General features: G+C 71.2%; 13 protein-coding genes. 5 read left to right on the forward strand and 8 right to left on the reverse strand.

Going from position 1 to position 13176, the window contains the following annotated elements; all coding sequences use genetic code 11:
• Positions 1-39 precede the first annotated feature (39 nt).
• Positions 40-966 carry an SMP-30/gluconolactonase/LRE family protein gene (locus tag ACFYNP_RS20410; protein WP_388786929.1) on the reverse strand — a complete coding sequence of 309 codons (927 nt, stop codon included), beginning with the start codon at positions 964-966 and terminating at the stop codon, positions 40-42.
• An 85-nt stretch (positions 967-1051) separates the two neighbouring features.
• On the opposite strand from ACFYNP_RS20410, the gene ACFYNP_RS20415 reads away from it, so the two are divergent.
• Both ACFYNP_RS20415 and ACFYNP_RS20420 read left to right on the forward strand, forming a co-directional pair.
• On the forward strand, positions 1052-1504 hold the full coding sequence (locus ACFYNP_RS20415) for an Lrp/AsnC family transcriptional regulator (RefSeq protein WP_388406973.1): 453 nt from the start codon (positions 1052-1054) through the stop codon (positions 1502-1504).
• 121 nt (positions 1505-1625) lie between these two features.
• Positions 1626-3116 (forward strand): serine/threonine-protein kinase, encoded by a 1491-nt coding sequence (locus tag ACFYNP_RS20420; protein ID WP_388786932.1) that lies wholly within the window; start codon positions 1626-1628, stop codon positions 3114-3116.
• 30 nt (positions 3117-3146) lie between these two features.
• Here the strand turns inward: ACFYNP_RS20420 and ACFYNP_RS20425 are convergent, their stop codons facing one another.
• The 6 genes from ACFYNP_RS20425 to ACFYNP_RS20450 form a co-directional block, all read right to left on the reverse strand.
• Complete coding sequence (locus ACFYNP_RS20425) at positions 3147-3698, reverse strand: hypothetical protein (RefSeq protein ID WP_388405911.1); 552 nt, start codon at positions 3696-3698, stop codon at positions 3147-3149.
• Between the two features lie 270 nt (positions 3699-3968).
• Complete coding sequence (locus ACFYNP_RS20430) at positions 3969-4745, reverse strand: succinate dehydrogenase iron-sulfur subunit (protein ID WP_100574737.1); 777 nt, start codon at positions 4743-4745, stop codon at positions 3969-3971.
• Entirely contained in the window at positions 4745-6499 is a 1755-nt protein-coding gene (gene sdhA / locus ACFYNP_RS20435) for a succinate dehydrogenase flavoprotein subunit (protein WP_388786935.1), read from the reverse strand. The genes ACFYNP_RS20430 and sdhA overlap by 1 nt, the downstream gene beginning before the upstream one ends.
• 31 nt (positions 6500-6530) lie before the next feature.
• A complete protein-coding gene (locus ACFYNP_RS20440) occupies positions 6531-7013 on the reverse strand; it encodes a succinate dehydrogenase hydrophobic membrane anchor subunit (RefSeq protein WP_100574739.1) in 483 nt (160 codons plus the stop codon).
• An 8-nt stretch (positions 7014-7021) separates the two neighbouring features.
• Positions 7022-7402 (reverse strand): succinate dehydrogenase, cytochrome b556 subunit, encoded by a 381-nt coding sequence (sdhC, locus tag ACFYNP_RS20445; protein ID WP_100574740.1) that lies wholly within the window; start codon positions 7400-7402, stop codon positions 7022-7024.
• Positions 7403-7568: 166 nt separating this feature from the next.
• The gene (locus tag ACFYNP_RS20450; RefSeq protein ID WP_388786938.1) at positions 7569-8216 is read right to left on the reverse strand and encodes a 2-oxo-4-hydroxy-4-carboxy-5-ureidoimidazoline decarboxylase; all 648 of its coding nucleotides are present in this window, start codon (positions 8214-8216) and stop codon (positions 7569-7571) included.
• Positions 8217-8495: 279 nt separating this feature from the next.
• Between ACFYNP_RS20450 and ACFYNP_RS20455 the strand changes: the two genes are divergently transcribed.
• Complete coding sequence (locus tag ACFYNP_RS20455) at positions 8496-10220, forward strand: glycoside hydrolase family 20 protein (protein WP_388406975.1); 1725 nt, start codon at positions 8496-8498, stop codon at positions 10218-10220.
• A gap of 59 nt (positions 10221-10279) precedes the next feature.
• Here ACFYNP_RS20455 and ACFYNP_RS20460 read toward each other — a convergent pair whose 3' ends face one another.
• On the reverse strand, positions 10280-10861 hold the full coding sequence (locus ACFYNP_RS20460) for a Uma2 family endonuclease (protein ID WP_388405920.1): 582 nt from the start codon (positions 10859-10861) through the stop codon (positions 10280-10282).
• A gap of 597 nt (positions 10862-11458) precedes the next feature.
• Here ACFYNP_RS20460 and ACFYNP_RS20465 point away from each other — a divergent pair.
• Both ACFYNP_RS20465 and ACFYNP_RS20470 read left to right on the forward strand, forming a co-directional pair.
• Positions 11459-12121: an RNA polymerase sigma factor gene (locus ACFYNP_RS20465; RefSeq protein WP_345254087.1), complete on the forward strand. Its 663-nt coding sequence runs from the start codon at positions 11459-11461 to the stop codon at positions 12119-12121.
• Entirely contained in the window at positions 12121-13161 is a 1041-nt protein-coding gene (locus ACFYNP_RS20470; RefSeq protein WP_388786941.1) for a hypothetical protein, read from the forward strand. Before ACFYNP_RS20465 ends, ACFYNP_RS20470 begins: the two co-directional genes overlap by 1 nt.
• Positions 13162-13176: the final 15 nt, after the last annotated feature.

Here is a 13176-nt window from a genome sequence, read left to right on the forward strand (position 1 = left end):
CGCGGCCGGCCGCCGAGGCAGGACTGCGGCCGCCGGGGTTCACACCCGTACCCGCGGCAGACCCGTAACGCTCATCACCAGCGAGTACAGGGAGGTGGTGGCGGTGATGAAGAGGCGGTTGTTCTTGGGCCCGCCGAAGGCGATGTTGGAGACGGGCTCGGGGACGCGCAGCCGCCCGATGAGCGTGCCGTCGGGGTCGTAGCAGTGCACACCGCCCGCCATGGCGGCGGCCCAGAGCCGTCCGCCGTCGTCGAAACGGATGTTGTCGAACCGGCTGTCGTCGTCCTTGACCTCGGCGAAGACCCTGCCGTCGTCGAGCGTGCCGTCGGCCCTCACCTCGAAGACGCGGATGCACCCGCCCCGGGTGTCGGACACGTACAACTGCCGTTCGTCCGGCGAGAAGACGAGCCCGTTGGGCGCCCCGAACCCGTCCGCGACGAGCCGTACCTCGCCGGTCGCCGGGTCGGCCCGGTAGACGTGGCAGCCGCCGATCTCGGGGTCGGCGCGGATGCCCTCGTAATCGCTGGTGATGCCGAAGTCGGGGTCGGAGAACCAGATGGATCCGTCCGAGCGCACCACCGCGTCGTTGGGGCTGTTGAGCCGCTTGCCCGCGAAACGGTCGGCGATCACGGTGGTCCGCCCGTCGGGTTCGGTGCGGGTGACCCGGCGGTTGCCCTGCTCGCAGGTGACGAGCCGCCCCTCGCGGTCGACCGTGTTGCCGTTGGGGTGCCCGGCGGGGGAACGGAAGAGGGAGACCGCGCCGGTCGCCTCGTCCCAGCGCAGCATCCGGTCGTTGGGGATGTCGCTCCAGACGAACTGGCGCCAGGCCGGCAGGTAGAGCGGGCCCTCGGCCCAGCGGCAGCCGTCGTGGAGCACTTCGAGCCGGTCGTCGCCGGCGGCGCAGCGCCCGGTGCGGAACCGCTCGTCCAGGATCTCGTACAGCGGAGTGCGGAGCTGGTCGGACACGATCTCCCCTTCATGCAGTGTTACCGAATCACATTCGTTACGTGGTGACTATGACAGAACGAGGTATGGTTCCGCCATGGCTCACGTGAACGACATCGACCGCAAGCTGATCGCTCTGCTCCAGCACGACGCGACCACGGCGTACGCGGCTCTGGGCAAGGAGGTGGGCCTCTCGGCCGGCGCCGCGCACGAGCGGGTGCGCAAGCTGCGCGAACGCGGGGTGATCAGGCGCACGACGGTCGAGGTGGACCCCGCGGCGCTGGGCCAGGGCGTGCTGGCCTTCGTGATGGTCGACTCCACCTCGTGGATGGGGGACTCGGCGGAGGCCTTCGCGGCGATACCCGAGATCCAGGAGGCCCATGTGATCGCGGGCAGCGCCTCGGTCCTGGTCAAGGTGCGCACGGCGACGACCGAACAGCTCCAGGACGTGCTGCGCCGCCTGTACGCGATCGACGGCGTGAGCGGCACCCACGCGACGGTGTCACTGGAGACGTTCTTCGAGCGGCCCCTCTCACCCCTGCCGGACATCGAGGCGTGACCGGAACGGGTCCGGCGCACCGCCGGCGCCGTCGCTGAGCGGGGTCGGTCCGGCACGCGCCGAGATCGCCGCCGGCCGCCCGTTGTAGCGTGGCCGTCGGACAGGGGAGGGTGATCCGGCGGTGGCGGCGATTCTCGGGGCGGGCCAGGAACTGGCCCAAGGCCGGTATGTCATTGAGGAGTTGATAGGCGAAGGCGGCATGGCCGTGGTGTACCGGGCCATGGACACCTCGCTGGGCAGGGTCGTCGCGGTGAAGACCATGAACGCGGCCGTGGCCGCCGTGCCCGGCAACCGCGAGCGGTTCCGCCGCGAGGCCCGGATGATGGCGCGGCTGAGCGAACCTCATGTGGTCGCGGTGCACGACGTGGGGGAGGAGACCCTGGGCGGGGCCCCGGTTCCCTTCCTCGTCATGGAGTACGTACGGGGGCGCACCCTCGGCGCGCATCTGCGGGAGCGGCCGGGCGGGCTCCCGCTCGACCAGTCGCTGCGCATCGCCGCCGACGTGCTGAGGGCGCTCGCCGCGAGCCACGCCCAGGGGATGGTGCACCGCGACATCAAGCCCGCGAACGTCCTGGTGGCCGGGGACGGTTCGGTCAAGGTGACGGACTTCGGCATCGCCCGCGCGCTCAGCCAGGACGGCGCGGGCACGGCCCCCACAGGCACCGGCGTCGTCATCGGCACACCGCACTACATGGCGCCCGAGCAGTTCGAGGGGCGCGGCGGAGTCGACGAGCGGGCGGATCTGTACGCGGTGGGCGTCATGCTCTTCGAACTCCTCACCGGAACCGTCCCGTTCGACGCGGACACCGGGAACGCGATCGGCTACCAGCACTGCACGATGGCCCCGCCCACCCTCGCGGAGACGGGCGCCGATGTGCCGTCGACCGTCGAGGACATCGTCGCCCGAGCCCTGGCCAAGAGCAGGCAGGACCGGTTCCCCGACGCACGGTCGATGCGGTTGGCGGTGGAGCGGCTGCTGCCCAAACGCCTTGAGGAGGAGGCCGGTCACCGCCCGACGGTGCTGGACGGCGACGCCGGGGCGGGCGAGGCCGGCCTGCACGAGGCGTGCACCCGGACCGGCGTGGGGGCGTGGGGCGCCGGCCCGGCCGAGCTCCGGCACGGGGCCGGGCCGCGGGACGGGTCCGGCCACCCGCACCCGCCTCTGGCGCCGCCCGCCCACGCACCCGCGCCGGGCGCGCCGCCCGCTCCGCCGGGGTACGCCGCCGATGGGTACGCCGTGCCACCGGCCGCGCCCGCGTACGTCCTGCCGCCGACCGCTCCCTTCGGCGCCCCGGCGGTGCCGGGGGAGCCACGCAGTCTGCGGGAGCGCCGGCGTCTGATCGGCCGCTCGTACGGCCTTGTCGCGCTGACGCTGCTGCTCGATGTCCTGGTGTACCGCGGGGCCATCCCGCGCGGGCTCGTGGTGCTGCCCCTGACGTCCTCCGCCTGCGGGTTCTGGCTGGCGGGCAAGGGCGGGGCGGCGTCACCGGCCGAGTCGCACCGGGTGGGGTCCGGACTGCTTCAGGCAAGTGCCCTGATTCCGCTGGTGGTTCACGTCGCCCTCGGCCTCGCGGCCCTCATCGACCTCGGCACCGTAGTGTCGGGGCCGTAGGGCCGGACGCCGTAGGGCCGGACGCCGGGCTCACATGCTGAGCGAGCGGGCGTAGTTGATCTGACCCATCACCCACTGGAACGTGCCGGCGTCGGTGGCGGGGATCATGGTGGAGTGGTGGCGTCCGCCGCTGTTCACGGTGACCTGGACGAAGCCGGTCGTCTTCTTCTCCTTCATCAGGAGGAAGAGCAGGCCCAGCAGGCAGAAGATGAAGAAGATGACCGCCAGGACGATGGCGACGGTCGGCATCTTCTCCTCCGTACGGGACATGTCGGTGGCGTTCCACACCGCGCCCTTGAGCGGGAGGGCGCCGGCCGGGGTCATGATCGAGCCGTTGACCACGGTGATGTCGCCGAGCGAGAGGAGCGGGGCCCCGCCGCCCATCACGGGCTGGTTCTGCGGCGGCCCCCACTGCGGGGCCCCGCCGCCCGGGTAGCCGTAGCCGGGAGCAGGGGCGGGCGGCTGGCCGCCCTGCGGAGCGCCGCCCGGGTAGCCGTAGCCGGGCCCGGAGTTGGGGTACGCGCCCCCCTGAGTGGGCCCCTGCCCGTAGTTGTCGTTCCCGTACGACTGGGACTCGGTCATCTTTCCCCCGCTTCACTTCGGCGCCTCGCGTGCGCTGCGGGGGAGATCCTCGCACAGCCGCGGGGTCAGGAATCCCGGCGGGGCTTGGGCTGGGCGGCCGTGAGGACCTCCGCCACGTCCAGGGTGACCTTCGCGCCGATCGACTCGGGCAGGGTCGGGCCGGCCGCGCCCCCGCCGGGGATCACCGCGCGCTCACCGCAACGGGTGAGGGCCCCGCCCCCGGAAGCGAACTTCCAGGTGCGGGGCCCTCGGGCACGCGTACGGGAACGGTCAGAAGCGGCGCGTGATCAGGGCGCGCTTGACTTCCTGGATCGCCTTGGTGACCTCGATGCCTCGGGGGCAGGCGTCCGTGCAGTTGAACGTGGTGCGGCAACGCCACACGCCGTCCTTGTCGTTGAGGATCTCCAGGCGCTGCTCGCCCGCCTCGTCACGGCTGTCGAAGATGAAGCGGTGCGCGTTCACGATCGCGGCCGGGCCGAAGTACTGGCCGTCGTTCCAGAAGACCGGGCACGAGGACGTGCACGCCGCGCACAGGATGCACTTGGTCGTGTCGTCGAAGCGCTCGCGGTCCTCGGGGGACTGGAGACGCTCGCGCGTCGGCTCGTTGCCCTTCGTGATGAGGAAGGGCATCACGTCGCGGTACGCCTGGAAGAACGGCTCCATGTCCACGACCAGGTCCTTCTGGACCGTGAGGCCCTTGATGGCCTCGATGGTGATGGGCTTGGACGGGTTGATGTCCTTGATCAGCGTCTTGCAGGCGAGGCGGTTCTTGCCGTTGATGCGCATGGCGTCGGAACCGCAGATGCCGTGGGCGCAGGAGCGGCGGAAGGTCAGGGACCCGTCCAGCTCCCACTTGATCTTGTGGAGACCGTCGAGCACGCGCTCCTTCGGGTCGATCTCCAGCTGGAAGTCCTCCCACGTCGCTTCCTCGGAGATCTCCGGGTTGAAGCGGCGGATGCGGAAGGTGACCGTGATGTAGGGCGAGTCCGCGAAGCCGGGCTCCGGCGCGCCTGCCGTGTCGGCCTTGTCCAGGGTCGGGGTTGCCATCAGTACTTACGCTCCATCGGCTGGTAGCGGGTCTGGACGACGGGCTTGTAGTCGAGGCGGATCGAGTCCTTGCCGCCGTCCGCGACCTCGCGGTACGCCATGGTGTGGCGCATGAAGTTGACGTCGTCGCGGTTCGGGTAGTCCTCGCGGTAGTGACCGCCGCGGGACTCCTTGCGCGCCAGGGCCGAGACGGCCATGACCTCGGCCAGGTCGAGCAGGTTGCCCAGCTCGATGGCCTCAAGGAGGTCGGTGTTGAACCGCTTGCCCTTGTCCTGGACGGACACGTTGCGGTAGCGCTCGCGCAGCTCGCCGATCTTCTCGACCGCGGTCTTGATCGTCTGCTCGGTGCGGAAGACCATGACGTTGGCGTCCATGGTCTCCTGGAGCTCCTTGCGGATGACCGCGACGCGCTCGGTGCCGGTCGCCGACAGCAGGTTCTCGACCTGGGCCTGGACCTGCGCCGCCGGATTCTCGGGCAGCTCGATGAAGTCCGCGGTGTGCGCGTACTCCGCCGCCGCGATGCCCGCGCGCTTGCCGAACACGTTGATGTCCAGGAGCGAGTTGGTGCCCAGGCGGTTGGCGCCGTGCACGGAGACACAGGCGACCTCGCCGGCCGCGTACAGGCCCGGCACGACCGTGGTGTTGTCGCTGAGGACCTCACCCTGGACGTTGGTCGGGATGCCGCCCATGGCGTAGTGCGCGGTGGGCTGGATCGGGATCGGGTCCGTGTAGGGCTCGATGCCGAGGTAGGTGCGCGCGAACTCCGTGATGTCCGGGAGCTTGGCGTCGAGCTGCTCCGGCGGGAGGTGCGTCAGGTCGAGGTAGACGTGGTCGCCCTCGGGACCGCAGCCGCGGCCCTCGCGGATCTCCGTGTAGATGGAGCGCGAGACGACGTCACGGGACGCGAGGTCCTTCATGACCGGCGCGTACTTCTCCATGAAGCGCTCGCCGTCCTTGTTGCGGAGGATGCCGCCCTCACCGCGGGCGCCCTCCGTCAGCAGGATGCCCATGCGCCAGATGCCCGTCGGGTGGAACTGGAAGAACTCCATGTCCTCCAGGGGCAGTCCGCGGCGGTAGCACGCGGCCTGGCCGTCACCGGTCAGGGTGTGCGCGTTGGAGGTCACCTTGAAGAACTTGCCGGTGCCGCCCGAGGCGTAGATGACCGACTTCGACTGGAAGACGTGGATCTCGCCGGTCGCCAGCTCGTACGCGACGACGCCGGCGGACTTCTTGACGCCGTCCTCCTCCACCAGAAGCTGGTCGAGCACGTAGAACTCGTTGAAGAACTCCACGCCCTCCTTGATGCAGTTCTGGTAGAGCGTCTGGAGGATCATGTGGCCGGTGCGGTCGCCCGAGTAGCAGGCACGGCGTACCGGGGCCTCGCCGTGGTTGCGGGAGTGACCGCCGAAACGGCGCTGGTCGATCTCACCGGCGGGCGTGCGGCCGAAGGGCAGGCCCATCTTCTCCAGGTCGAGGACCGCGTCGATGGCCTCCTTCGCCAGGATCTCGGCGGCGTCCTGGTCGACCAGGTAGTCGCCGCCCTTGATCGTGTCGAAGGTGTGCCACTCCCAGTTGTCCTCCTCCACGTTGGCGAGCGCGGCGGCCATGCCGCCCTGCGCCGCGCCCGTGTGGGAGCGGGTGGGGTAGAGCTTCGTCAGCACGGCGGTGCGGCTGCGCTTGGTCGACTCGATGGCCGCGCGCATGCCGGCGCCGCCGGCGCCGACGATGACGGTGTCGTACTTGTGGATCTTCATCGTTGAATTCCTCAGTCCCTCAGCCCGTGGACTAGCGCATGTTCGGGTCGAAGGTGAAGATCACCAGCGTGCCCAGCAGGACGGTGAACACCGTGGCGGTGTAGAGCAGCATCTTCAGCCAGAAGCGGGTGTTGTCCCGCTGCGCGTAGTCGTTGATGACGGTGCGCAGGCCGTTGGCGCCGTGCAGCATGGCCAGCCAGAGCATGGCCAGGTCCCAGATCTGCCAGAACGGGGACGCCCAGCGGCCCGCGACGAACGCGAAGCCGATCTTGGAGACGCCGCCGTCGAGCACGAGCTGGATCAGCAGGTGCCCGAGGACCAGGACGACCAGCACGATGCCGGACAGCCGCATGAACATCCAGCCGTACAGCTCGAAGTTCGTGCGGGTGGACTTCGGGGTCTTCTTGGTGCGCTTGCGGGGGGCCTCGATGAGCGGGGCCGGGTGATCGGTGTCGTACAGGCTCGCGCCCTCGACTTCGCCGATCGCGGCAGCGGAAGAGGTTTCGGCAGACATCTCAGTCCTCAGCTCCCGAACAGTTCACGGACGGCATGGCCGAGCACCGGGTAGAGCGCGCCCACCATCAGCACGACCCAGACACCCACGACGGTCCAGAGCATCTGCTTCTGGTAGCGCGGGCCCTTGGCCCAGAAGTCGACCGCGATGATGCGCAGGCCGTTGAGCGCGTGGAACAGGATGGCGGCCACCAGGCCGTACTCCAGACACGCGACGATGGGCGTCTTGTAGGTCGCCACGACTTTGTCGTACGCCTCGGGGGAGACACGCACGAGAGCGGTGTCGAGGACGTGGACGAACAGGAAGAAGAAAATGAGGACGCCGGTGACTCGATGAGCCACCCAGGACCACATTCCTTCCCGGCCGCGGTACAGCGTTCCAGCCGGCACGGAAGAACCCTCCGGGAGCGGTGTTGAGGGCCGGCCGGCTTCAGTGTCGGTCTGACCCGGCCGGGTACGGTCCACCGGCCCCGGTCATCGTAGCGACGAGATGTCGGTTCCCTTGCGCCGGGTCCATAGGTGTGATCAAACAGGCAATCAAACAGGCTCGTACGGCCTAGAGAACGCCGTGTGCCGCGCTCGGGGCGTCCGGTTCGGGCTGGCTTGCCACGAGATGGGCGAGCCGGGCGCGGGCGAGGCGGCGCAGTTCGTCGGCGGCGATCGAGCGCTCCTCGTCCGGGTCGTTGTTCATCCGCAGCCGGATGCCGCTGAGCACCTGGTCGAGGTGCTCGGCGGGGTGGAACCCGTCGAGACAGATCACGAAGGCGTGCCCGAAACTGCTCTCGTACGCTGCGTGTGCGGCCCGCAGCGCCGTGTGCGCGGACTGCGGCGCACTCTCGTGCAGGCCCGGCGAGAGCTCGTCGGCCAGCGCCTCGGCGAGGTCGGCGGCGCTCAGGTCGTAGCTGGCCTCGTCGGCCGCGGCGAGCAGCGACTCCAGGTCCGGGTACGGGCGGTGGGCGGCGAGCCGCAGTGCCCAGCGGCGGCTGGCACAGCAGGCGAGCAGGGCGGTTTCGGCCGCGCCGACCGGGGCGAGATTGAAACGGTCGAGCCCGTCGGGCCGTGGCGGGGCCGCCGGAACGGATGTGCCCCGGAGCTGATTCGGTATGGCTGCCCGCCCCTGGGCACGAGGAGTGTGATGAAGTGTCGGCGGTCGCTTCCGGGGGCCGGCGTGGGAATCGCTGGACAGCGTGGGCTCCTCGAACACTGCGCGGGACGCGGCAGTACGGGACGGGGCGTGCTGCGAAGCACGGAGACTGGAGTGGAAAGTGAGGTGGGAGTGCCGCCACGCTATCCACGTGGAAAGCGAGCTGCCCGACTGTTGCGCGAATTTCACCCGGACGTGCACACCGGGTCGCGCGCGGTGGACGAACTCCCGGGCCCATCGGCGTACCTTCGCCCCAGTTGTCCGGCCGGTATCGGGGGCCACCGGGTCCGGCCTTACTGTTGTTGGACGGGAGGTTTCTGAGTGATGTCGCGTTTCAGGATGTCACGGGCCCGGAAGACGGGATCCGAGGACCCGAAGCGGTCGTCCTCCCCGTCGTCCGAGGCGCGTGCCTCCCAGCCCCGTGCGCCGCGGTCCCGCCCCGCCTGGTCGCACCGGCCCCGCGGCCGGCGCGCGCTGGTGCTCAAGGTCGCCGTCGCGGGCGCGGCGCTGCTCGCCCTGATCATCGCGGTCTGGCCGGACGACGACACCCACGGGGGACACGGCGGCCCGGCCGACAACAAGCGCGCCTCCTCCGCGCTGCCCTCCCCCTCGCCGATCTACCCGATCTCCTCGCCGCCCCGCACCATCCCCTCCGTACGCGAACACCGCCCGGCCCGTGGTCCTGGCTTCCGGCCGGTGGACGGGACGCGGGTGATCGTGGACGTCAACAGCCAGAGCCTCGCGGACGAGGGCAAGCTCTTCGCGCAGGAGCTCGGCGCCGACTACGTCCTCGGCGGCCGGCCCCGCGAGGGCGACGTCGAGCTGGCCCTGACCCCGCCGCCGGCCGGCCAGAAGCCCGTGCCCGAGTCGTACACGCTGACCACCCGCGACCGCACGGTGCGGATCACCGGGGCCGACGACGCCGGGGTCTTCTACGGCACCCGCACCCTCAAGCAGGCGCTCAAGGGCGGCGGTGTGATGCCCGAGGGCGTCGTCGACGACCGGCCGGACAAGCCGCAGCGCGGTCTCAACCTCGACATCGCGCGCAAGCCGTACACCGAGGCGTGGATCGAGGACCAGCTGCGCCAGATGGCCGACCTCAAGCTCAACCAGCTCGGGCTGCACTTCTCGGACGACCAGGGCTTCCGCATCGAGTCCTCCAGCCACCCCGAGATCGTCTCGCGCGAGCACCTCAGCAAGCGGGACGTGCAGCGGATCGTCGCGCTCGCGACCAAGCTGCACATCACGGTGATCCCCGAGATCGACTCGCCCGGACACCTCGGCGCGGTGCTCGCCGCCCACCCCGACCTCCAGCTGCGCGACAAGGACGGCAAGGCGGTCAAGGGCGCCGTCGACATCGCCAACCCCGCCGCCGCCCGGATCGTCGACGACCTGCTGCGCGAGTACGCCGACCTGTTCCCCGGGACGTACTGGCAGCTGGGCGGTGACGAGTACCAGGCCCTGGCGGTGAAGTCCCCGGAGACGTCCTTCCCGGGTCTCGCCACCGCGGCCCGGGACAAGTACGGCTCCAAGGCGGACATCCGGGACCTGGCGACGGGCTGGCTCAACGACCGTGCGGCGGTGCTGCGTTCGGCCAATGCCGGGCGCACCCTGAAGGCGTGGAACGACGGCTTCTTCGCCGGTGGCGAGGTGGCCGCGGACCAGGGCCGCGAGGTCGAGTACTGGACCGGCAAGGAGCCCGGCGAGCGGGCGCCCGAGGACCTGCTGGCCCAGGGCCGCTCGCTGGTCAACCTCAACGACGAGTACCTGTACTACGTCCTGGGGGAGCCCGGCCCCTTCAAGTACCCGACGGGCAAGCGGATCTACGAGGAGTGGACGCCGCTCGTGCTGCGCGGCACCAAGCCGGTGGACGGCACGTACGCCCCGCAGATCCTGGGCGGCCGGTTCGCGGTCTGGTCGGACGTGCCGGGCGCGCAGACCGAGGAGCAGGTGGCACGCGGCATCCGGCTGCCGCTGCGGGCGGCGGCCCAGAAGCTGTGGGACGCGCGGACGCCGACGATGGACTGGGAGGACTTCAAGTCCCTGGCGGACCGGCTGGGCTGAGGTCTTGCAGGCACCGCCGGAAGAGGGCCGGGCTCCGGGGGGCCGGCCTTCTCCCCGCCTCAGCTGCTCCGCGGAGGCGTGAGCTCGTCGAGGTCGATACTGATCTCGAAAGGCACGGTGCGCCGGAGCGAGCCCCGGAAGATCCCGGCGGGGGCGTAGACCGCAGTGGGCCCGTCGAGCTCGTACACATGAACGGCGGGTGCGCCGTCCTCCTCTTCGATGCACCAGTAGTGCGGGATGCCTGCCTCCGCGTACTTGCGGAGCTTGACCGTTCGGTCGCGGTGGGCCGACTCGGGAGAGACGACCTCCACGACGAGCTTCACGTCCGCGGGGGCGTACCAGGTGCGGTCGGGGTCGTAGGCCAGATCCGTCAGCAAGAGGTCCGGCTCGGGTCGGTTACGGGCGTCGAGGCGGATGGTCATCTCGCGTTCGACCTCGACGCCGGCCGGTGCCTGCGCCATGAGGGTGGTGGTCAGGGCGGTGATGAGTCGGCCGTGCCAGGACCGCTGGGGCGACATCATGAAGACGAGGGCTCCGTCGATCAACTCCGTGTGGCGCGGTGCCTCGGGGAGGTGATCCAGATCCTCCGCGAACCAGCCTTCCGCGCGGGGCGGGCGCATCCAGTCGGGCAGTGCGGTCATGGCTTCACGGTAGCGGTTGCGTTCTCGGGAGGCCGAGAGCTCCCTGGCCCCCCGGAACCGCACTTCACCGTGGCCGTAGGCCCCTACGGTGCGGGGACGATGCCTCCGTCCACCGCGGCGTGACGGATACGTCGTACGAGGGCGAGCTGCTCGCGCCGGTCCCGGCGCTCCATCGCGTCGGCGAGCGCACGGCGGAAGCGCACCACTCCTCCGGCTTGTTGCCCGCTGGTGGCTCCGGAGCGATTCGCGCGGGCGGGTGAAGGCCGGGGCCGCTGGTACGCGTTGGCCATGTCGGTCGCCGCTGCTCCGCATCGAGCCTGGTCGGGACCGGGGAATTCGAAGGACGACCGGGGCCGCCACCCCCCACAGGAGAGGCCCCGGCCGTCTTCCGGCGGGGCCGTTGTGGCGACCCCGTACTTGCTTCAGCGCCGTGCGTGCGTTTTCTGTCACACCCCGCTGTGTCAGTGGGTCGTTGCAGGTTGTACAAGTCGTGGACTTAGGGGGCGCCGAGGCCGTAGCGTGCAGACTCGCGTTCGGGGACGCGACAGTGGTGACCAGCGGTGACATCGGAACAGCCAGTCAAGACAGGTGCAGGGATTGCTGGGGGACGACGCGGAGCTGACCGCCGCGGTGCTCAGAGCGCAGGACGGGGACGAGGAAGCCTTCCGTGCTGTCTATCGAGCTGTCCACCCGCGCCTGCTCGGCTACATCCGCACCCTGGTCGGCGAGCCCGACACCGAGGACGTGGCCTCCGAGGCCTGGCTCCAGATCGCCCGTGACCTCGAACGCTTCGAGGGGGACGCCGACCGGTTCCGCGGCTGGGCCGCCCGCATCGCCCGCAACCGCGCCCTCGACCACATCCGGATGCGCGGCCGCAGGCCCGCCGTCGGTGGCGACGAGAGCGAGCTGACCGGACGGGCCGCCGCCTGTGACACCGCCGACGAGGCGATGGAGGCCCTCGGCACCGGACGTACGATGGCGCTCATTGCCCAACTCCCGCAGGACCAGGCCGAGGCCGTGGTGCTGCGCGTGGTGGTCGGCCTCGACGCGAAGAGCGCGGCGCGGACCCTGGGCAAACGGCCCGGCGCGGTGCGGACCGCCGCGCACCGGGGCCTCAAGCGGCTTGCTGAACTGCTCGGCGCGGACGGCTCCCCGGGGGACGTGGCCCAGGATGTGGAGGAGCTGGGCGCCGTGCCGTCGCAGCGAGCGCCGGAACGCGGTGTGACGCAATCGCGCGCCCGGACGCAGAAGGACATGTGATGGCTGACGAGCGGCACGAGTGGCTTGACCGGGATGCCGCCGAGCGACTGCTGCGCGGCGAAGGGGTCGAGCCCGGTGACGAACGGGCCCGCGCCGAGGCGGACCGCCTCACGGCCCTGCTGCGTTCCCTCGGCCCCGCCGAGCCGGCCACCACCGAACTCCCCGGCGAGGAAGCCGCCCTGGCCGCCTTCCGCAAGGCCCGCCCCGAAGGCGCCGCGCACGGCGGCGAAGCGCTCGGTGTCGTACGGGTCGGACGGGTGGCCGAGCTGCCCGGGGCACCCCGGCGCAGACGGTTCGCACCGGTGCGCCTCGGCCTCGCCGCGGCGCTGGCCTGCTGTGCGATCGGCGGGGTCGCGGTCGCCGCGGGCACCGGTGTGCTGCCCGGCCCCTTCGCCTCCGACGAACAGGATCCCGTACCGGCCTCCACGGTCTCGGCGGCGGTGACCCCGGGCCCCGTCGCCACCTCGCCCTCGCACTCCCTGCCCCCGGGCTCGCCGAGCCCCGACCGGGCGGCGCCCTCCTCCGGCGCGCCCGCACCGGGCGACCCCACCCACCGGGCGAGCCCCGGAGGACCCGCCACGGGCGGCACGTCCGACCCCGGCCGCAAGGGGCCCGACCCGACGGGCGGCCCGGGCGGGGACGAGGGCGATGGGGGCGGCTCGGACGGCAATCGATGGCTGGCCCGGACGACCGAGGCGTGCCGGGAATACCGCTCGGGGAAGCTCGACTCGGACAAGCGCCGCGACCTGGAGTCGCAGGCCCATGGATCGGCCGCCCTGAAGGGCTTCTGCGATCTGGTCCTCGACGGCAGGCCCGGCAAGTCCGCCGGCGGAGGCGGCACCGGCTCCGGCGGCACCGGCTCCGGCGGCGACGGGCACGGCGGCGGCAAGGGCGGTGGCAGGGGCAACGGCGACAGCGAAAGCCCCGGGAACAAGTACGGCGGCGGAGGCGGCGGCAAGCAGAGCGCCGTCGTGCCCCGCCCCGGCAGGCTCCTGGACTGGCTCAAGCCCGGCACGCTCGGCCCGGCCGCCTCACTCTGAGGCCCCCGGGACGTC

The organism is Streptomyces sp. NPDC006691, from assembly GCF_042869955.1.
GTDB lineage: Bacteria > Actinomycetota > Actinomycetes > Streptomycetales > Streptomycetaceae > Streptomyces.